Annotated in this window: 18 protein-coding genes; 13 read left to right on the plus strand and 5 right to left on the minus strand. The window is 33.5% G+C overall.

Features of this window, described 5'->3' with window-relative positions:
• Nucleotides 1-26: 26 nt before the first annotated feature.
• Complete coding sequence (locus P6733_RS00120) at nt 27-434, plus strand: hypothetical protein (RefSeq protein WP_306349542.1); 408 nt, start codon at nt 27-29, stop codon at nt 432-434.
• Nucleotides 435-521: 87 nt separating this feature from the next.
• Nucleotides 522-1,607 carry a DUF2891 domain-containing protein gene (locus tag P6733_RS00125; RefSeq protein ID WP_306349543.1) on the plus strand — a complete coding sequence of 362 codons (1,086 nt, stop codon included), beginning with the start codon at nt 522-524 and terminating at the stop codon, nt 1,605-1,607.
• Between the two features lie 71 nt (nt 1,608-1,678).
• Here the strand turns inward: P6733_RS00125 and P6733_RS00130 are convergent, their stop codons facing one another.
• Entirely contained in the window at nt 1,679-2,818 is a 1,140-nt protein-coding gene (locus tag P6733_RS00130; RefSeq protein WP_306349544.1) for a cystathionine gamma-synthase, read from the minus strand.
• A 104-nt stretch (nt 2,819-2,922) separates the two neighbouring features.
• Between P6733_RS00130 and P6733_RS00135 the strand changes: the two genes are divergently transcribed.
• The 8 genes from P6733_RS00135 (at nt 2,923) to P6733_RS00170 (ending at nt 9,825) form a co-directional block, all read left to right on the plus strand.
• Nucleotides 2,923-3,669, plus strand: coding sequence for a DUF3298 and DUF4163 domain-containing protein (locus tag P6733_RS00135; RefSeq protein ID WP_306349545.1), 747 nt, complete (start codon nt 2,923-2,925; stop codon nt 3,667-3,669).
• Between the two features lie 36 nt (nt 3,670-3,705).
• Nucleotides 3,706-4,056 (plus strand): arsenate reductase family protein, encoded by a 351-nt coding sequence (locus P6733_RS00140; protein ID WP_306349546.1) that lies wholly within the window; start codon nt 3,706-3,708, stop codon nt 4,054-4,056.
• Nucleotides 4,057-4,950 (plus strand): DMT family transporter, encoded by an 894-nt coding sequence (locus P6733_RS00145; RefSeq protein WP_306349547.1) that lies wholly within the window; start codon nt 4,057-4,059, stop codon nt 4,948-4,950.
• Between the two features lie 83 nt (nt 4,951-5,033).
• Complete coding sequence (locus P6733_RS00150) at nt 5,034-5,891, plus strand: YicC/YloC family endoribonuclease (RefSeq protein WP_306349548.1); 858 nt, start codon at nt 5,034-5,036, stop codon at nt 5,889-5,891.
• Between the two features lie 45 nt (nt 5,892-5,936).
• Nucleotides 5,937-6,509 carry a guanylate kinase gene (gene gmk / locus P6733_RS00155; protein WP_306349549.1) on the plus strand — a complete coding sequence of 191 codons (573 nt, stop codon included), beginning with the start codon at nt 5,937-5,939 and terminating at the stop codon, nt 6,507-6,509.
• Nucleotides 6,510-6,554: 45 nt separating this feature from the next.
• A complete protein-coding gene (gene nadD / locus P6733_RS00160) occupies nt 6,555-7,136 on the plus strand; it encodes a nicotinate (nicotinamide) nucleotide adenylyltransferase (protein WP_306349550.1) in 582 nt (193 codons plus the stop codon).
• Between the two features lie 152 nt (nt 7,137-7,288).
• Nucleotides 7,289-8,446: an iron-containing alcohol dehydrogenase gene (locus tag P6733_RS00165; RefSeq protein WP_306349551.1), complete on the plus strand. Its 1,158-nt coding sequence runs from the start codon at nt 7,289-7,291 to the stop codon at nt 8,444-8,446.
• Between the two features lie 383 nt (nt 8,447-8,829).
• Complete coding sequence (locus P6733_RS00170) at nt 8,830-9,825, plus strand: NAD(P)H-dependent glycerol-3-phosphate dehydrogenase (protein ID WP_306349552.1); 996 nt, start codon at nt 8,830-8,832, stop codon at nt 9,823-9,825.
• A gap of 164 nt (nt 9,826-9,989) precedes the next feature.
• On the opposite strand, the gene P6733_RS00175 is transcribed toward P6733_RS00170, so the two are convergent.
• From P6733_RS00175 to P6733_RS00190, 4 genes are all read right to left on the minus strand, one after another.
• On the minus strand, nt 9,990-10,400 hold the full coding sequence (locus P6733_RS00175) for a BrxA/BrxB family bacilliredoxin (protein ID WP_306349553.1): 411 nt from the start codon (nt 10,398-10,400) through the stop codon (nt 9,990-9,992).
• A 93-nt stretch (nt 10,401-10,493) separates the two neighbouring features.
• A complete protein-coding gene (locus tag P6733_RS00180; RefSeq protein WP_306349554.1) occupies nt 10,494-11,648 on the minus strand; it encodes a PepSY-associated TM helix domain-containing protein in 1,155 nt (384 codons plus the stop codon).
• Between the two features lie 116 nt (nt 11,649-11,764).
• Nucleotides 11,765-14,170 carry a TonB-dependent siderophore receptor gene (locus P6733_RS00185; protein WP_306349555.1) on the minus strand — a complete coding sequence of 802 codons (2,406 nt, stop codon included), beginning with the start codon at nt 14,168-14,170 and terminating at the stop codon, nt 11,765-11,767.
• Nucleotides 14,171-14,397: 227 nt separating this feature from the next.
• Nucleotides 14,398-15,552 carry a lycopene cyclase family protein gene (locus P6733_RS00190; RefSeq protein ID WP_306349556.1) on the minus strand — a complete coding sequence of 385 codons (1,155 nt, stop codon included), beginning with the start codon at nt 15,550-15,552 and terminating at the stop codon, nt 14,398-14,400.
• Between the two features lie 205 nt (nt 15,553-15,757).
• On the opposite strand from P6733_RS00190, the gene P6733_RS00195 reads away from it, so the two are divergent.
• From P6733_RS00195 to P6733_RS00205, 3 genes are all read left to right on the plus strand, one after another.
• The gene (locus P6733_RS00195; protein ID WP_306349557.1) at nt 15,758-18,010 is read left to right on the plus strand and encodes a TonB-dependent receptor; all 2,253 of its coding nucleotides are present in this window, start codon (nt 15,758-15,760) and stop codon (nt 18,008-18,010) included.
• A gap of 208 nt (nt 18,011-18,218) precedes the next feature.
• Entirely contained in the window at nt 18,219-18,599 is a 381-nt protein-coding gene (locus P6733_RS00200) for a thioredoxin family protein (RefSeq protein ID WP_306349558.1), read from the plus strand.
• Between the two features lie 93 nt (nt 18,600-18,692).
• The gene (locus P6733_RS00205; protein WP_306349559.1) at nt 18,693-19,346 is read left to right on the plus strand and encodes a metal-dependent transcriptional regulator; all 654 of its coding nucleotides are present in this window, start codon (nt 18,693-18,695) and stop codon (nt 19,344-19,346) included.
• The last annotated feature ends 6 nt before the right edge of the window (nt 19,347-19,352 follow it).

Consider the following 19,352-nt stretch of genomic DNA (forward strand, 5'->3'; position numbering starts at 1 on the left):
CCAGATAGTTTTAAAATTTCCCAATAATGAAAAAAGATATCATCATTCCCGTAGTAGAAAACATCCATATCGCAGCCATTCAGGAATGGAACGATGATTTTATGGAAAAAACATGGTATGCCTATTTGGTAAACGATAGCGATTACAACTTAGAAAGTGTGATGATTGTATCTAAAGCCTATGGAACATTGGATGGTGAAATGCGAAAAACATCATTACTACGACATGCATTTCTTTCTGTAGAACCAGTTACAGCAGTGAAAATAGAACTGATAGAAAACAGTGTGTTGGCACTAAACAATGAATTTATGGTTACCTTCTTCATTGGCAATACACTATATGATAAGAAGTATATTTTTAAAGCAAATTCAATTGACGAAGCAGTAGTTGAAGAAGTTCCGGTACTATTTAAAGACGGAATAATGATCAGCTAAATTGTTTTTGAATAAAAAGTAAAAGATAAATAGTAACTTGTGAAATCTATTTAATACGATATTCACATGATTAAAAATATGTTTTTTATGGCAATAGCATTGGTAACAACAATGCTAAATGCTCAATCGGATTTTCTAAAAGTTGACCCAACGACAAAAGAACTGAGTTTAACTTTAGCTGGTGCAGAACATTTATCGGAGTTGCCCTTGAAATGTATGAATCAGGAATTTCCTAATAAGGCAAACCATACCGCCTCTTCCGAAAAAGATTTTGTTCTATTACCCCACGAATTACACCCTTCTTTTTATGGCTGCTTTGACTGGCATTCGTCTGTACATGGACATTGGATGCTAGTACGTCTATTAAAAAGTTTTCCGAATATGGCCAATGCTGCCGAAATCAGAGAAAAACTAAACACAAACTTTCAAGCCGATAAATTAAAAACTGAAGCAAGGTATTTCGATGATTATGAAACAGCAAAATTATTTGAACGTACCTATGGATGGGCTTGGATATTAAAATTAGATCAGGAATTAGCAACATGGGATGATCCACAAGCGCAACAATGGCATAAAAATTTAAAACCATTAACCGATAAAATCGTTTCACTTTGGATGAATTTCTTGCCAAAACAAACCTATCCAAATCGTACAGGAGTACATCCTAATACGGCATTCGGATTAGTATTTGCCTTAGATTATGCTCGATTTACACAACAAAAAGAGTTTGAGGAAATCATCGTTCAGAAATCAAAAGACTATTATTTAGCGAATAAAAATGCTCCAGCGAACTTTGAACCCGATGGAACAGACTTCCTTTCTCCAAGTTTAGAAGTAGCCGATTTAATGCAGCGCATATTACCACAAAAAGAATTTGTAACATGGTTTGATGCCTTTTTTACAAAAGGAGGCCTAGACAACGTCCTAAAAATGCCGTACGTGAGTGATCGAACAGATTATATGATTGTTCATCTAGATGGATTGTGCTTAAGTCGAGGATGGTGTATGAAGTCTATTGCAGGTAAATTACCTAAAAGTGATAAGAGAAGAGCACAATTATTAAAAAGTTCAATAGAACACATCAGCAAAACAATTCCGCATATTGCAAATGGAAATTATGGAGGAGAACACTGGTTAGCCTCTTTTGCAGTATATGCACTAGGGAATAATTAAACCCAGAAATACTATAAAATAAAAATCCCCGATAAGTAATTATCGGGGATTTTTTTATGAGATCAGATCGATTACTGTAAAGCCTGTCTTAAATCTTCAATTAAATCTTCAGCATCTTCGATACCAACACTTAGACGGATTAAAGAATCTACAACCCCTGTTTTTTCACGCTCTTCTTTTGGAATAGAAGCATGAGTCATACTTGCTGGGTGACCCACTAATGATTCTACTCCACCTAATGATTCAGCTAAAGTGAAAACTTTTAAAGCCTCCAATGTTTTGATCGCTTCATCATAGTTATTTCCTTTTGTAGTGAAAGAAATCATACCACCAAAGTCCTTCATTTGTTTTTTAGCAATTTCATGATTTGGGTGACTTTCAAAACCTGGCCAATATACTTTTTCTACTTTTGGATGAGTAGCCAAGTATTCAGCAACAGCCTTACCATTTTCACAATGACGCTGCATTCTGATGTGTAAAGTTTTAATTCCTCTTAAAACTAAGAAACTATCCATAGGACCACAAACAGCACCACTTGCATTTTGAATGAAATATAATTGATCAGCCAATTCCTTGTCTTTCACAATTAAAGCACCCATGACAACATCAGAGTGTCCACCTAAATATTTTGTAGCAGAATGCATAACGATATCAGCGCCAAGCTCCAAAGGTCTTTGTAGATAAGGTGTTGCAAACGTATTATCAACAGCTAGTAAAACATTGTGTTTTTTAGCAATACGAGAAGTTTCAATAATGTCAATAATATTCATCATCGGATTTGTTGGTGTTTCAACCCAAATCAACTTCGTATTTGCATTAATATATTCTTCTATTTTTGAGGCATTTTGCATTCCAATGAAATGAAATTTAACGCCATAACGCTCAAATATTTTAGTGAATAAACGGTAAGTACCACCGTAAAGATCATTCGTAGAAATTACTTCATCACCAGGATTAAGCAATTTGATAACAGCATCAATTGCAGCAAGTCCTGATCCGAAAGCCAAACCAAAACTTCCATTTTCAATACTAGCCAATCCATTCTCTAGAGCAGTTCTTGTAGGATTTGCAGTTCTTGAATATTCATATCCTTTGTGCGCTCCAGGTGAAGTTTGTGCATAAGTCGATGTTTGATAAATAGGAGGCATTACAGCCCCTGTAGCAGGATCATGGTGTTGACCACCATGTATAACTTTGGTGTTAAACTTCATATAAATATTTTTTAGATTCCAAATAATAGCACAAATTTACCGTTTAATTTTCTGTTAACAACAACCAAAATACTACCTTTATATTTAATTAACACTTTTTTGAGATGAAGCAAATATTCCCATTACTATTAGTACTTTTTGTAGCTGTTGGCTGTACGAAAGATAAATTGGAGTTTACAGAACAAGTCTATGAACAAAAATCAACATTGCCATGTCAGGAAAATTGCCCTACTGTAACAGTGAAAATTCCAGTAGCAAAAAATGGAAAAGTTGTTTCTGATAGTATCAATAAAAGAATATTCGGAGTTTTGAGAGATATTATCTATTTCGGAGAAGAACCTTATGCAGCAACCGATTACAAGCAATTGTTAGACTCATTCATCCAATCATACGATGATATGAAAACAAAATTCCCAAAAGAAACTATTGGATGGGAAGCCAAAGTAGAAGGAGCAGTAGTCTATAAATCAGATAGTATCATAAATATTAAACTGACACATTATAGCTACACGGGTGGGGCACATGGATATAGTGGTGAACGTTCCCTTATTTTTAATGCTAAGACAGGAAAAATAATTCCAAACGATCAATTGTTCAATGACATCAATGGATTTAAAGCCTTTGCGGAGAAAAAATTCAGAGAAAAATATCAAATACCCGAAAATGTATCCATAAATGCAACAGGACTAATGTTTGAAGAAGACGTATTTGCATTGCCAGGAAATATATTCTATACCGATAAAGGTTTATTATTGTACTACAATGTATACGAAGTAGCTTCGTATGCCGATAGAGAAAAAGAACTTTTGTTACCTTACAATGAAATTGAAAAATACCTGAAAATAAAATAATTTTCGATTTCAGTTTTATTAATTTATTTTCGCAACATGAATAAAATATACTACCTAGCGTCTTGTGATACCTGTAGGAAAATCATAAAGTCGTTACCGAATACACAGAAGTTAGCCTTCCATGATATTAAGCAAGACCCAATTACCGAAGCACAATTGGAAGAAATGCATGCATTAGCAGGAAGCTATGAAGCGCTATTCAGTAAAAGAGCACAATTATACAAATCATTAGATTTGAAAAATAAAGCACTGACAGAAGCAGATTATAAAAAATATTTGCTAGAACATTATACTTTTTTAAGTCGTCCAGTATTTATTATTGATGGACAAATCTTCATTGGAAACAATCAGCAAACGATTAATAAAGTAATTGCACTTTTAGCTTAAATGTCCAAAAGGCATTGGGCACTTATTGCAGCCTTAATGGTTTCAATAATCTATGGTATAACCTTTACCATAGCAAAAGATGTAATGCCAGAATATGTAGAACCGTATGCTTTTATTGTACTAAGAGTAGGCGGTTCAACACTTTTATTTTGGTTAGTAGGAATACTAATGCCAAAAGAAAAAATCAGCCTGAATGATTTTCCACGAATTGTAGCTGCAGCTCTCTTTGGCGTAGCACTCAATATGCTTACTTTCTTTAAAGGATTAAGTTATACTTCACCCATAAGTGCTTCGGTAATTATGGTCACCACACCCATTATAGTACTTGTGTTATCAGCATTAATCATTCGAGAAAGAATGGAATTCCGAAAAATTATTGGAATACTATTAGGGCTCATAGGGACCGTGATTCTAATCCTATATGGGAAGTCCATTGGGAAAGCAACCAATGCAAGTTGGGGGAACTTTTTGGTCTTCGTAAATGCAGTTTCGTATGGGTTTTACCTCATTATAGTCAAAAAATTAATGGATAAATACAATGCTTTTACCTTTGTAAAGTGGATTTATTTATTTGGATTCCTCATGGTGTTACCCTTTGGTTATCAAGAGTTAAAACAGATTGATTGGACAGGAATTCCAAATAGTATTGCTATGAAAATTGTGTTTGTCGTTATCATTTCTACATTCCTCACATACTTGCTTAATTTACTGTCAATGAAAACATTAAGTCCTACAACGGTAGCTGTTTTTATCTATCTGCAACCCTTATTTGCTACGGTTTTTGCCATCGGATTAGGGAAAGATCAACTTACAGTAGTTAAGGTTTTGTCGGCATTCTTGATTTTTTCGGGAGTCTATTTGGTCACGCAAAAGAAAAAGAAAATCATCGCATAAAATACTTGCTGTTCTAAAAAAGCAGTGAATACGCTATCAAAATACTATTTTCGTTACCTTTGTTGTAATTTTTATAAATCTTTATGATACAATCAATGACCGGTTTTGGAAAAGCAACATTACAATTGCCAACCAAAAAAATAACAATAGAAATAAAATCTCTCAATAGCAAAGGCATGGATTTAAACGTTAGAATGCCTTACGTTTATAGAGAAATGGAATTAGGACTACGCAATCAAATTTCACAAAAATTAGAAAGAGGGAAAGTAGATTTCTCCTTGTATATTGAAGTGACAGGAGAGGAAACATCTTCAAAAATTAATATTCCTATTGTTAAAGCTTACATCAGTCAATTACGTCAGGTAGTAGATGGAGATGAAACGGAATTATTGAAAATGGCTGTTAGAATGCCAGATGCAATGAAGACAGAGCGTGATGAAATTGATGAGAATGAATGGAAGCAAATTCAAACGGTGATTGATGAGGGATTGAATAATATTCTGAATTTCCGTGCATCAGAAGGAGCATCACTTGAAAAAGAATTTAAATTACGTATTGCCAATATACAATCACTGATGAATGATGCTGTGGCACTAGACCCAGAGAGAGTTCAAGCGATTAAAGACCGATTACAAAATGCTATTGAAGAGTTGAAAGTCAATGTAGATGAAAACCGATTTGAGCAAGAATTGATTTATTATCTTGAGAAATTGGATATAACTGAGGAAAAAGTACGTTTGGAAAATCACTTGAAGTATTTCTTAGAAACACTTGCAGGAAATGAAGCTAATGGAAGAAAATTAGGTTTCATTACACAAGAAATGGGAAGAGAAATAAATACTATGGGATCAAAATCGAATCATGCGACCATGCAGAAATTAGTGGTTCAAATGAAAGACGAATTAGAAAAAATAAAAGAACAAGTTTTAAACGTACTATAATTAACTATCTTAGTTACCTATTGCAACATAACAACGACAACAACAATGACTCAAGGCAAACTACTTGTATTCTCTGCTCCATCTGGATCGGGTAAAACAACCATAGTAAGACATCTTTTAGAACAAAAAGAATTGCATTTAGATTTTTCTATTTCTGCAACCTCACGCTATAAAAGAGAGAATGAAATTGACGGAAAAGATTATTATTTTATTACACCAGAAGAATTTGAACAAAAGATAAAAGAAAATGCTTTTGTAGAATATGAAGAAGTATATAAAGATAATTTTTACGGAACATTAAAAAGTGAATTAGAACGCGTTTGGAGTGAAAACAAACACGTTATATTTGATATTGATGTGATTGGCGGATTGAATATTAAAAAACAATTTCCAGAACAAACACTAGCTGTATTTGTTAGCCCTCCATCTGTAGAAGAATTAGAAAAAAGATTGCGATTCAGAAATACGGAAAGCGACGAAAAGATACAAATGCGTATTGATAAAGCCGAACGCGAAATTGCAACGTCAAGCCAGTTTGATGTGATCCTAGAAAATCACGATTTAGAGACGGCAAAAAAAGAAGCATACGAATTGGTTGCTGCATTTTTAAAAAAATAAGACCAACAGAACCTAGAACAAGAATATAGATTAAAAGTAGCATAAATGAAAATCGGATTGTATTTCGGCACATTCAACCCCATTCATTCTGGGCATATGATTATTGCAAATCATATGGCAGAATTCTCCGATTTAGATCAGGTTTGGATGGTGGTAACCCCACATAATCCGTTAAAAAATAAAAATACTTTATTGGATGATTATCAACGTTTGGAAATGGTTTTCTTAGCCACAGAGAATTTTGAAAAAATACAACCGTCCGATATTGAGTTTAAGTTGCCACAACCAAACTATACTATAAATACACTGGTTCATTTACAAGAACGTTATCCTTCCCATCAATTTTCTTTAATTATGGGAGAGGATAATTTGAAGTCATTTCATAAATGGAAGAATCACGATATGATTTTACAGAACTATGAAATATACGTATACCCAAGAATTTCGGGAGATGTAATGAGTCCAACCCTTGAAGACCATCCGAAAATTCATAAAATTGATGCCCCAATAATTGAAATATCATCCACTTTTATTCGTGAAAGCATCAAGAATGGTAAAAATGTTGCACCACTTTTAGATCCAAAAGTTTGGGAATACATCGATCATAATAATTTCTATAAAAAATAATTTCCTACAATCAGTTTTGATTCTTTAGAAAGCTAAATTCATTGCGTTTTGAGCTGCTATACTATAGATGTCAATTTTGATTTCTTAACAATCCTTTATTATTCCTTCGAAAAAGCATTACTTAACTTTGTATAAAAATATACATATATACTATGCAAAACTTCGAATTATATAATCCAACGAATCTAATCTTTGGAAAAGGTGAGATTGCGAAAATAAGTAAACTAATCCCTCAAAATAGTAAAGTACTGGTCGCTTACGGAGGAGGAAGTATTTTTAAAAATGGAGTTTACGATCAGGTAAAAGCCGCTTTGAAAGGTTTCGACTTTGTTGAGTTTGGCGGAATTGAGCCCAACCCGCATTTTGAAACATTAATGAAAGCAGTAGCGTTTATTAAAGAACAAAAAGTAGACTTTATTCTAGCAGTAGGAGGAGGTTCTGTAATAGATGGTGTAAAATTCATCAGTGCTGCGGTAAACTTCGAAGGAGATCCATTGGAGATTTTACACAAACGCTTGCGTATTGAAGACAATGCAATGCCATTTGGTACAGTATTAACGTTGCCAGCTACAGGAAGTGAAATGAATTCGGGGTCGGTAGTGACAATTAAGGCAACACAAGAAAAGTTATCTTTTGGTGGACCAGCATTATTTCCACAATTTTCTATTTGTGATCCTACTGTAATTGCGTCTTTACCCAAAAGACAAATCCAGAATGGAGTAGTAGATGCCTATACACATGTAATGGAACAATATCTTACCTACAAGCACGAAGGATATTTACAGGATCGAATAGCCGAAAGCATTTTGCAAACCTTAGTGGAGATTGGACCTAAAGTGGTAGAAAACCCTACAGATTATGCTTTAGCATCAAACTTTATGTGGTGTTGTACAATGGCATTGAATGGATTAATCCAAAAAGGAGTTCCAAGTGACTGGGCAACCCACATGATTGGACATGAATTAACTGCATTGTACGAGATTGATCATGCGAGAACATTAGCAGTTATTGCACCAAGTCTATACACAGTAATGTTTGATACTAAAAAAGAAAAACTAGCACAATACGGAGAAAGAATCTGGGGATTAAAAGGAGATGTAGAGACTGTGGCAAAACAAGCTATTGAAAAAACAGAAGCTTTCTTCCATACTATGGGAATGGATACGAAAATCTCTGACTATACAAAAGAATACCAAAACACATCCGATTTTATTGTGAAACGTTTTGATGAAAGAGGATGGAAAGGACTTGGTGAAAGACAAAACATTACACTAGATAAAGTGAAAGCCATTGTTGAAATGAGTTATTAAACCATTTTTTTACGGTACAATAAATGGATTTTGAATCCAGTAAAAAGGCGCTCTCGAATACTTCAAGAGCGCCTTTTCAAAACACCAAAAACAAAATTTAACTAACTTTTATACTGCTAAAAATATCGACCGAAGATTGTTGTATAAATGATAGGGTATTATACAAAATCCTGATTTATATACATTTATATAACGAAAGGAATAGAAATATAATTGCGCCACAAATCATAAAAAAAAGTTAAAATTAACATCTTAGAAAAAGCTGAACAAGGCAAATCGCAATAACTTCCCTTAGAATAGCTAGCGAAAACGTTTTCTTACGTTCTAATCCTTCCTTTTTATCGGTATTTTAAGTACTTTTGGCGAATAAATGTATATACGAAATGAGTGAACATCCAAAATTTGCCGTTATTGGTGGCGGTAGTTGGGCGACAGCTATTGCAAAAATGTTGTGTGTAAATCTTCCAGAGATTGCGTGGTATATGAGAAGTACAATGGCTATTGAACATTTGAAAGCCTACCATCACAATCCAAATTATTTAAGTTCAGTCGAATTTAATATTAATAAGCTAAAACTGACCAGTGATATCAACGAGGCTATAGCTTATGCCGACTATATTATTTTTGCAATACCATCTGCTTTTTTAGGTGGAGAATTGGAAAAAATGACCGAAAGTTTAGAAGGAAAAGTAATCTTTTCGGCGATTAAAGGAATTGTGCCAGAAACAAGCCTGATTGTAGGAGAACATTTCCATGTACAATACGATATTTCATATGATAACATCGGAGTTATTACAGGACCGTGCCATGCAGAAGAAGTAGCACTAGAGCGATTATCATACTTAACGATTGCTTGTGCGAATGAAGACAAAGCAAAAGTAATTGCAAAATACCTATCAGGGAATTATATTAAAACGAAAATATCCGATGATATTATCGGTACAGAATATGCTGCAATGTTAAAGAATATCTATGCAATAGCAGCAGGAATAGCACATGGATTAGGATATGGAGATAATTTCCAATCTGTATTAATGAGTAATGGAATTCGCGAAATGAAGAAATTCATTCGCAAAGTACATAAGATGAAACGAAATATTAATGACTCTGCCTACTTAGGAGATTTGTTAGTTACAGGATATTCCTTATTTTCACGCAATCGTATGTTTGGAAACATGATTGGGAAGGGCTATACAGTAAAATCGGCGATGATGGAGATGAGTATGGTTGCAGAAGGATATTATGCCACAAAGAGCGCTTATTTGCTAAATGAAGAATACAAAGCAAAGACTCCGATAATAAATGCAGTATACAGCATTCTTTATGAAGGAAAAGAAGCCAAAAAAGTTTTTAAGAAACTTACGGATAAATTGGATTAAATTAGGTTATACCTACTCTATACTTGAAAACCCATAGCATTTTGTTATGGGTTTTTGCTTAGATACATTTTACGTATAAAAAAATCGGTTGCTAGATTCTAGCAACCGATTCCTATTTTTTAATACGGAGTAAGCAGAAAGCCTATTGTATTTTTGTTATCGAATTAACAAAATTCGTTGTAAGCATCCTTAAGGTTTTCAGCGATTAATTCCGCTGGACGACCCTCAATATGATGACGCTCTAACATATGTACTAATTCACCGTCTTTGAATAATGCCATACTTGGAGAAGAAGGAGGGAAAGGGAACATAAATCCTCTAGCTGCATCAACAGCCTCTTTATCTACACCTGCAAAAACAGTGATCAAATGATCTGGTTTTTTATCGTTGTGTAAACTCATTTTTGCTCCTGGGCGTGCATTTGCTGCAGCACAACCACAAACAGAATTAACAACCACTAAAGTTGTTCCTGTTTTTCCGATAGCCTTTTCTACTTGATCGGCACTATGTAATTCTTCAAAACCTACGTTCGCTAAATCAGCACGCATTGGTTTTACCATTTCTTCTGGATACATAATCTTTTAATTTAAGGTTGAAAGTTTCTGAACCGCAAAGTTACAAAGTTTTAATGGTTGAAAAACGTCTTAACTCATAAAGAATTGTTATTGTTAAGCAACAGCTTTCTTTTTGTTGGACTTCTTCATTTTATTCAACCAAATAAAAATTCCAGTTACAGGTAAACTTGTCGCAATCAAACAAGCAATAAAATATATTATTTTTGAGGTAAGTCCGTAGATATCACCCAAATGGATTGATTTCATCTGTGAAGCCAGTTTGTCTCCAAATGCCTTTTCAGCAAAAATTTCTTTTTTTAATATTTTCCCACTGAATTGATCAAAAACTAATCGATCATTTGCAGTCTCATTAAATTTACTACCATCAATTTTACTTACCTCAATAGCATCCTCTGCAGACTTTGGAATTGAAATGGTTGTTTTACCCTGATACGGTAATATACTGTCACTTACTTTTAAGAAATAAGTAGAAGATAAAGCCTCTTGATTTTCAACAATCGTAGAATTCAATTTTTTCTCATTTCGCTGATAGAATACCTTTTTGCCTAAAATGGCACTTAAACCGTCTCTATACCAATCAAAAGACCAGTTTAATCCACTTAACGCTAATATTAAAACAATAAGGAAGGTGTAGAAACCTAAAGTGTTATGCAAGTCATGATTGATACGTTTCCAATTGGCACTAAATTTTATCTTGAAACCAGGCTTTAAACTCTTAAAACCTTTGATTTTTTTAGGCAACCATAAGTATAAACCAGAAATCGTCAATAAAACAAAGATGAGTGTAGCAATACCAACAATAGGTCTTCCGATGGATTCATCTAATAGTAACCAACGGTGCATTTTGAAAAAAAACATAAAAAAATCTTTGGAAGGACTATCCCCAGAACCCAATACCGTATTGTTATAAGGATTAATATAAAAAGTCTTTCCTCTTTTATCTTCTTTTCCTTTCGAAACCTGTAACTCATAAGGTTTGTGCGGATTGTCATAAAAAGAAACACGCGTTACTTTACCTTGAGCACTCTCTTCTGTAGATTTGATAATAGCATCAAATGAATTTTGATTTTCGGAAATGGTTTCGATATGAAACTTTTCAGGCTCAATCCATTGTTCAATTTCAGTTCTGAAAGTATAAATGGTACCGCTTAAGCAAACCAAAAATAAGACTAGCGAGCTTCCAACACCCAACCAAAGGTGAATGTCATTGATGAATTTTCTAAAAGTATAACCTTGCTTTTTCTTCATTAGAATAAGTTTATGATTCAGTTTTTTTATGTTGCTTAGGTGTTTTTTGATTAAACCCGAAAAACGGCTCTTCAGCGAATGCTGAAAAACCGTTTTTTAAATTAGGTATGTAGGTATTAGAATCTGTACGTCAATATACCTGAGAAATTCATTGGATCAATTTGATTAATGTAAGCGGTACGGTAAGCATTGTAACCTACTTCATCGAAGATATTGTTTACAATAAAACGAACATCCCAGTTACGATTAATTACATAACCTGCTTGAAAATTCACAGTTGTATAGGCTTTCATATCAAATGGTTTTTGATTTGCAATCATTCCTTCATGCGTTGGAGTTGTTGCCCAATCATTCATTGGTCGATCTCCAATATAATAAACACCAAAACCTAATGATAATCCTTCAAGATCATTGTTTTCAAAAGTGTAGTTTGCCCAAGCATTGAAGGTGTGTTTAGGAGTATTCAATGGAGATGAATTTCGTACATAAGCAGTATGATCTTTATATTTTGCATCGATAAAAGAATATCCAGTAATCACTTCTAAGTTTGGTAAAATTCTACCAGAAAGTTCTACTTCAACACCTTTGCGCTCATCATTTCCTCCTTTTTGATAATATCCTGTAGCAGTCCAATCTTGATTATAAACGGCCATGTTCATATCCTTATTATTGATTTTGAAGAACGTGAAGTTAAAACGTAAACGATCATTAATCCATGATGTTTTCCATCCTGCTTCCAATTGATCCCAACGTTCGTTTCCTAATTCTTCTCCGTTTTGTCCAACTCTAGATGAATTTCTTGGGTTTGAACTATTCGTATAAGAAGCAAAGAAGTTGATGTTTTTAATTGGAGAAATCATAATCCCTCCTAATGGGTTCCAAGCATCGTTTTTAGTTGTTCCTAAAGCTAGACTTTCAGTGAATTCTACTGAGCTATAACGTACCCCAATAAAAGTCTTAAACCATTTGGTCCAAGTGGTAACTCCTTGAGCTAAAAGACCAAATCCTCTTGTGCTAGAATCGTATAGTGTCGGTGTACCTAAACTTACAGCACTACCATTTAATCCTTGAGCCGGAATATTATTGTTGATGGGTTGGAAAACATCAATAATATCAATATTCCCTGATGTAGCATTTAAAGTGCTTAATTTATTTTTATTGTAATCCATTCCTACTTGGAAGGTGTGTTTAATAGAACCCGTTTGTAAATCTTGTGCAACCAAATCCAATTGTAACACTTCATTTATATCTTTTCTATTACTTGTGCTGATGGTTCTGTATCGTTCATTAAAATTCGTTAAGGCTGTAGCCCCTCTTCCAGATGACAAGGCAGCACCTGTATCACCAAGTTCTAAATCAGATTTAAAATAAGCTGCTTTTACAGAGAAAACATCGTTTATTTTTCGATCTAAACGGATTGCATATGTTGCATTTTTTGTTGTAGAACGATCTTTCTTGAATCCTAAAAATTGACTGTTTGGTAATGCATAGATTGCATTAATATCGTTAGAAGCTAAATTTACCGTTCCTACATCTGGTGTACGGCTATCATCTAGATAATCCATTTCTACAGTAATCATTGTTTTGTCGTTTGCTTTCCAAGCTAATGATGGATTCACATATAAACGTTGATTACTCACTAAACTTCTATAACTATCACGAGTTTCATAAGCACCGTTTAAACGGAAAGCAATTTTCTCATTATCATCAATAGGACCGTACACATCAAATTGAGGTCTGAATTGTCCCCAACTTCCAGCACGCATTGACACATTTCCTCCAGAAGTAAATTTTGGTGTTTTTGTAACAATGTTGATTACTCCCCCAGGACTTCCAATATCTGTAGCAACACCTTGTGTAATTGCTGCCACTCCTTTTAAAACTTGGATGTTATCAATTCCTGCAGCATCCGTTAAAATTCCAACCCCTCTAAAATCGGAATTTACACGGACTCCATTTTTTAAGATAGGAATTCCTCTATAACCACGTGAACCCATGCTTTCTCTTTTGTTTCCATAAGAAGCAAAAGCATATACACCGGGTACATTACGAGTCGCCTCAGTAATGGTTAAAGCCCCTTGTTGTTCAATTACTTTCTCAGATATGATTGAAATACTTTGTATTTGTTCATTTGGTTTTAAAGGCAAACGAGTAAGATTTTGTAATTTTTCAGGTTGCTTGTTTCGAACCCCAAAAACTTCAACCTCTTGTAGTTCTTGATTTGCGAAAGCTAATTTTGCATTGTGTATTGTGACAGGCTTGTCAATTTGAATAGTTACATACTGATCATTGAAGCCTACAATTGAGATTCTTACTTTATAGCTTCCATAGGCTAAATTGTCAATCGTATAATTTCCATTACTATCCGATGTAGTATTAATGTTGTGTTCTAGAACAATAATATTTGCATTTGATACCAAAAGATTTTCTTGGTTTGAAATACGTCCTTGTAGTTTTCCGCTTTGTGCCATACCCATCACACTGACGAATAAGCATAAAACTGCTGTGTAGATAAATTTCATTTCAATTTTATTTAGACTTAATATAAACAGTACAAAAGTATTATTCTTTTGAGATAATCTTAGTCTTTTTTTAAGATTTATTTTGGATAAAAAGCTTAAACAAGGTGTTTTCAGGGGTTTAAGATGTGTAATTTGCAACAAAAACATGTATTTAGCGCATGTTTTTAATAATTACACAAAAATGTTAATAATGGAATTATACTACTAAAGAATAAAGGATATGTTAACTAAAGGTTAAGTAAATTTCTAATATGATAAAATAATGCCCATATAAATGGCTTTTTCGGACATTTTGAAATCACTTTTAAATCTTCCATGAAAGTTGTTTTTTCATCTAAAAATTTAAAAATGAGCGTAGAATTTCCTTTTTGAAACAAGGAAGAGAAGATTTTTGAACCTAAACTATTTTTTTGATCGAGGATATAAAGTAGCAAGACATCGTAATACCAGAATTTATTTTTTTTATAAAAATGAGATAAATCAGAATGATGCTCTAGATATTGAATTAAGGATTTAGATTTCCGATGAGAATTCATAAATGTGTACCCTGTACTGGCTTTGGTCCATCCACCAGCAGTACCGATGTGTAGGATGTGTTTTGAATTGTGTTTCCAAAAAGGATAAGCTGTCATTGGGATACTTCCCTTTTCGGTTTCAGTTATTTCATATTCTGTAATACCCAATTGCAATAGATATTCCTTGAGGGCCGATTCATATTCTTCAAGCTTTAGTAATTGGTGGGAGAACAAAGTATATTCAACTAATGCCTCATTTGCAGTGAGTGGCATTACATACATAAAACGAGTGTTTCCATTTTGCGGAACACTGAAATCCATAAAGGTTGCCTTATTCGGATTGAATGACGTAGTATTAGTTTTAATATACCATCCTACAAAATGTTGTTGTATCAGAGGATATTTTTTATTGTTCTCGGTCCATTTCGGTTGGTAGATACTATTGAAAACTTTATCTGCTTTGAAATTTTCCTGCTCAGTACGAACAATCACATGATCATCATGTGCTACAAAATTGACAACAGCTTGTTGTATAAAGGTAATATTTGTTTCTGCAGTAAGAATAGTAAAAATGTAGTTGTAAAAATCGATACCCTGAATCATTTTATACACATAAGGATCAAAAGTAATATCCGTTTCTAATGCTACATCTTTAAATAAAGCATGCGACCATTTCTGAGTTACAATGGAATCCCACGGACTATTTTTTTCTTCCCAGAAGCACCATGTTCGATCATTTGTCTTTTTAGCATCCAGATCAATCAGTAGAATGCTTTTGTTTTTGAATTTTCCAGAAAGTACCATTTCATAGGCTGTCATTAATGCAGCTGCTCCTGTTCCAGTGAAGATGTAATGGTAGTGTTTCATAGCGAAACAAAAGTAAACATAAGTTTTTTAAAATGATATTTTAAAGCGCTTTGATCCTAATGATTTGGTTCTGAATAGGTATTGTTTTTTAGTTTATTCTAAAACAAAAAATGACTAATTGTTAAATTATAAAAATAATTCAAATAAATATTTTTTAGTCTTGTCTAAATTTATAGTTTTGCAAAACTAATTTTAACCAATTATAATGAAAAAATTATTTTTTATACTACTCTTTCTATGCAGTACTCCACTTGTTTTTGGACAAACAGGAAGTATAAAAGGAAAAGTAATTTTGCAGGGAGGAGGCATTGAATATGCCAATATAAATCTCTCGGTAATACAAGTGAATCAAACCACAGATGCTAATGGAGAATATGAAATCAGGGAAATTCCATTTGGGACATATGTTTTGACCATAAGTTATACGGGAACTAAAACGATCATCAAGAAAATTACAATAAATAATACTGAGCCAGTAGTAATCAATGCAAAATTGGAAGATGATAATACTAATTTAGACGAAGTAGTGGTAACAGGGACAATGCGTGAAGTGAGTCGATCCAAAAGCCCAGTACCCGTAGAAGTTTATACGCCAAAATATTTTCAGAAAAATCCAACACCCAGTTTATTTGAGGCTGTAGGAATGATTAATGGAGTAAAACCACAATTGAATTGTAATGTTTGTAACACCGGAGATATACACATTAATGGAATGGAAGGTCCTTATACAATGATCTTAATTGATGGAATGCCAATTGTAAGTTCTTTATCAACGGTATATGGATTAAGTGGAATTCCAAATAGTTTGATTGAACGCGTTGAGGTGGTAAAGGGTCCTGGATCATCATTATACGGATCGGAAGCGATGGGAGGAATTATCAATGTGATTACTAAAAATCCATTGAATGCACCATTAGTAAGTTTTGATGTGAATGGGACCAATTGGCAAGAATACAGTGTTGATGCATCGGTAAAATTCAGAAAAGGAAAAGCAACCAGTTTATTAGGATTAAACTATTATAATTATCAGAATCCGGTAGATAAGAACAATGATGGCTTTACAGACGTAACACTTCAAAACCGTATTTCGGTTTTCAATAAATGGAATTTTGAACGAAAAGACAACCGAATTGCAAGCATAGCAGCCCGTTATGTTTATGAAGATCGATGGGGAGGACAAATGACTTTCAGACCTGCTTTACGTGGAAGCGATCAAATTTATGGAGAAAGCATTTATACTGCCAGAACAGAAGTGATAGGAATGTATCAATTGCCATTAGAAGAAAAAATTTATACACAGTTTTCGTATAATTTTCATGATCAAAATTCATGGTATGGGAAAAATCCATTTATGGCAAAACAACAAGTTGCTTTTGCGCAAGCTTATTGGGATAAACAATTAAATGAAAGCCATAATTTATTGGTAGGTGCGACATTTAGATACACTTATTATGATGATAATACACCAGGGACAAGATCGGCAGATGGAACAATAAATCAACCAATGAATACGCCATTACCAGGAGTTTTTGTTCAGGATGAATGGACAATAAACGATAAAAACACATTGTTGGCAGGATACCGCTTTGACCATGATAAAAATCACGGAAGTATTCATTCGCCCCGAATTGCCTATAAATTATCACCAAATAGTAATAATACATTTCGAGCAAGTTTTGGTACCGGATTTAGAGTGGTGAATTTATTCACAGAAGATCATGCAGCCTTAACAGGATCTAGAGAAGTTGAAATTGTAAATGCACTTAATCCAGAGCGATCTTACAATGGAAATTTGAATTACAATTTAAAAGTTGTCAAAGAAAGCTTTGTTTTTGATTTAGATGTTACAGGATTTTATTCTTATTTCACCAATAAAATTGTGGGAGATTTTGATACCGATCCTAATAAGATTATTTACGATAACATTGATGGTCATGCTGTATCACAAGGAATCTCTGTAAATACGGATATAAAATTCAATTTTCCTTTAAAGATTATGTTAGGAGGAACCTATATGGATGTATTTACAAAGGAAAAAGACAATGTAGGTATTGAAAATAGGAAACAACAGTTGCATGCCCCAAAATGGTCAGGGAATTTTGTAGCCAGTTATTCTTTTCCAAGCGATTTTACAGTAGACTTTACAGGGACATGGAGCGGGCCAATGCGTTTACCAATATTAGCCAATGACTACCGTCCAGAATATTCACCTTGGTTTACAATTATGAATATACAAGTAAGCAAGAAATTATATGGAGGATTTGAATTGTATGGAGGAGTGAAGAATATCTTGGATTTTGTACCCAAATATGCATTAATCAGAGCCTTTGACCCTTTCGATAATACAGCGGATGATCCCGTTACAAATCCAAATGGATATACATTCGATACCGCCTATAATTATGCGCAAATTCAGGGAGCAAGAATGTTTTTGGGAGTGCGATATAACCTTTATTAGGAAATGAATGATTTGTTTGAGTTAGTATTTAAGCCATATATGTACAAACAAACCTCGTTTCTCACAAGAACCTATTTGACGATAGGTTCTTGTTTTTAAGAAAAATAAACGTAGTAATCAGATGAATAAATTCTTTAGATATTGCCTGGTATTGATTCTCATAGGAATAATAAGGGAAAGTTATGCACAGCAAAAAACAAACCCATCCATGAGCTTTGAACAGTTAAAGGATAGTATGCACCTGCATCCAAAACCCATTATGATAAAAATTTATACCGATTGGTGTGCGATTTGCAAAATTCAGAATAAGCAATTTAACAAGGATAAAGAAATCATGAGTAAGCTATCCACAAAATATTATTTTGTTGAGCTAAATGCGGAAGCTAAAAAAACGATTCTGTTTAATCAGAAAACCTATAAATACATTCCGAATGGACTGTCCAGTGGATTACATGAATTAGCTTTTTATCTAGGAAATAATAATGGACAATTAGCCTATCCCACATGGGTTATGTTGAGCTCTAATTATGAAATTATAGGACAATATAATGGTCTTTTAAAAGCAGAAGATATTAAAAAAGTATTGTAAGTCAGTGAGTTACTTTAGATTTAGTCTAAACTAAAAAATGATTTAACCAAACAAAGAATAAGATTGTATTTTTGTGAGACAAAATTTATAGGCATGACGCATTCTGAAGAAAATTATTTGAAAACGATATACCATTTGTCCGGGCAATCTAACAAGGGAGTCAGCACCAATGCAATTGCAGAAAAGATGGAATCAAAAGCATCTTCTGTAACAGATATGGTTAAAAAATTAGCTGAAAAAGAATTAGTGTACTATGTGAAATACCAAGGAGTTCAGTTGACTGAAAAAGGAACTGAAATCGCAAAAACGATTGTTCGAAAACATAGACTATGGGAAGTTTTTTTAGTGGAAAAGTTAGGATTCAGTTGGGATGAAGTACATGATATTGCAGAACAATTAGAACATATAAAATCAACAAAACTGATTGATAAACTTGATGAGTTTTTAGAATATCCAAAAGAAGATCCACATGGAGATCCTATTCCCGATAAATTCGGAAATTTCTATGTGCAAGACAAAACATTATTATCCAAAATAGGCGTTAATACAAGAGTAATTCTGGTTGGGGTAAAAGACTCATCAAAAGAATTTTTACAATATTTAGACAAACAAGCATTAACATTAGGAACAAAGATTACCATAACCCATAAAGAAACCTTTGATAATTCAGTACAAATTCAAACGGAGCAGGGAATGAAAATTTTATCAGATAAAATTGCATCCAATTTGTACGTTAAAGAAGTATAATCCCCC

It is taken from the genome of Flavobacterium aerium, from assembly GCF_030766725.1.
In the GTDB taxonomy this organism is placed as follows: domain Bacteria; phylum Bacteroidota; class Bacteroidia; order Flavobacteriales; family Flavobacteriaceae; genus Flavobacterium; species Flavobacterium aerium.

Excerpts from the sequence above, each read along its gene's own strand:
- P6733_RS00205 (WP_306349559.1), top strand. The coding sequence starts at position 18,693 with ATGACGCATTCTGAAGAAAATTATTTGAAAACGATATACCATTTGTCC.
- P6733_RS00180 (WP_306349554.1), bottom strand. The coding sequence starts at position 11,648 with ATGAAGAAAAAGCAAGGTTATACTTTTAGAAAATTCATCAATGACATT.
- P6733_RS00140 (WP_306349546.1), top strand. The coding sequence starts at position 3,706 with ATGAATAAAATATACTACCTAGCGTCTTGTGATACCTGTAGGAAAATC.
- P6733_RS00120 (WP_306349542.1), top strand. The coding sequence starts at position 27 with ATGAAAAAAGATATCATCATTCCCGTAGTAGAAAACATCCATATCGCA.
- P6733_RS00200 (WP_306349558.1), top strand. The coding sequence starts at position 18,219 with ATGAGCTTTGAACAGTTAAAGGATAGTATGCACCTGCATCCAAAACCC.
- P6733_RS00125 (WP_306349543.1), top strand. The coding sequence starts at position 522 with ATGGCAATAGCATTGGTAACAACAATGCTAAATGCTCAATCGGATTTT.
- P6733_RS00135 (WP_306349545.1), top strand. The coding sequence starts at position 2,923 with ATGAAGCAAATATTCCCATTACTATTAGTACTTTTTGTAGCTGTTGGC.
- P6733_RS00190 (WP_306349556.1), bottom strand. The coding sequence starts at position 15,552 with ATGAAACACTACCATTACATCTTCACTGGAACAGGAGCAGCTGCATTA.
- nadD (WP_306349550.1), top strand. The coding sequence starts at position 6,555 with ATGAAAATCGGATTGTATTTCGGCACATTCAACCCCATTCATTCTGGG.
- P6733_RS00165 (WP_306349551.1), top strand. The coding sequence starts at position 7,289 with ATGCAAAACTTCGAATTATATAATCCAACGAATCTAATCTTTGGAAAA.
- P6733_RS00175 (WP_306349553.1), bottom strand. The coding sequence starts at position 10,400 with ATGTATCCAGAAGAAATGGTAAAACCAATGCGTGCTGATTTAGCGAAC.
- P6733_RS00185 (WP_306349555.1), bottom strand. The coding sequence starts at position 14,170 with ATGAAATTTATCTACACAGCAGTTTTATGCTTATTCGTCAGTGTGATG.
- P6733_RS00145 (WP_306349547.1), top strand. The coding sequence starts at position 4,057 with ATGTCCAAAAGGCATTGGGCACTTATTGCAGCCTTAATGGTTTCAATA.
- P6733_RS00150 (WP_306349548.1), top strand. The coding sequence starts at position 5,034 with ATGATACAATCAATGACCGGTTTTGGAAAAGCAACATTACAATTGCCA.
- P6733_RS00130 (WP_306349544.1), bottom strand. The coding sequence starts at position 2,818 with ATGAAGTTTAACACCAAAGTTATACATGGTGGTCAACACCATGATCCT.
- P6733_RS00170 (WP_306349552.1), top strand. The coding sequence starts at position 8,830 with ATGAGTGAACATCCAAAATTTGCCGTTATTGGTGGCGGTAGTTGGGCG.
- gmk (WP_306349549.1), top strand. The coding sequence starts at position 5,937 with ATGACTCAAGGCAAACTACTTGTATTCTCTGCTCCATCTGGATCGGGT.
- P6733_RS00195 (WP_306349557.1), top strand. The coding sequence starts at position 15,758 with ATGAAAAAATTATTTTTTATACTACTCTTTCTATGCAGTACTCCACTT.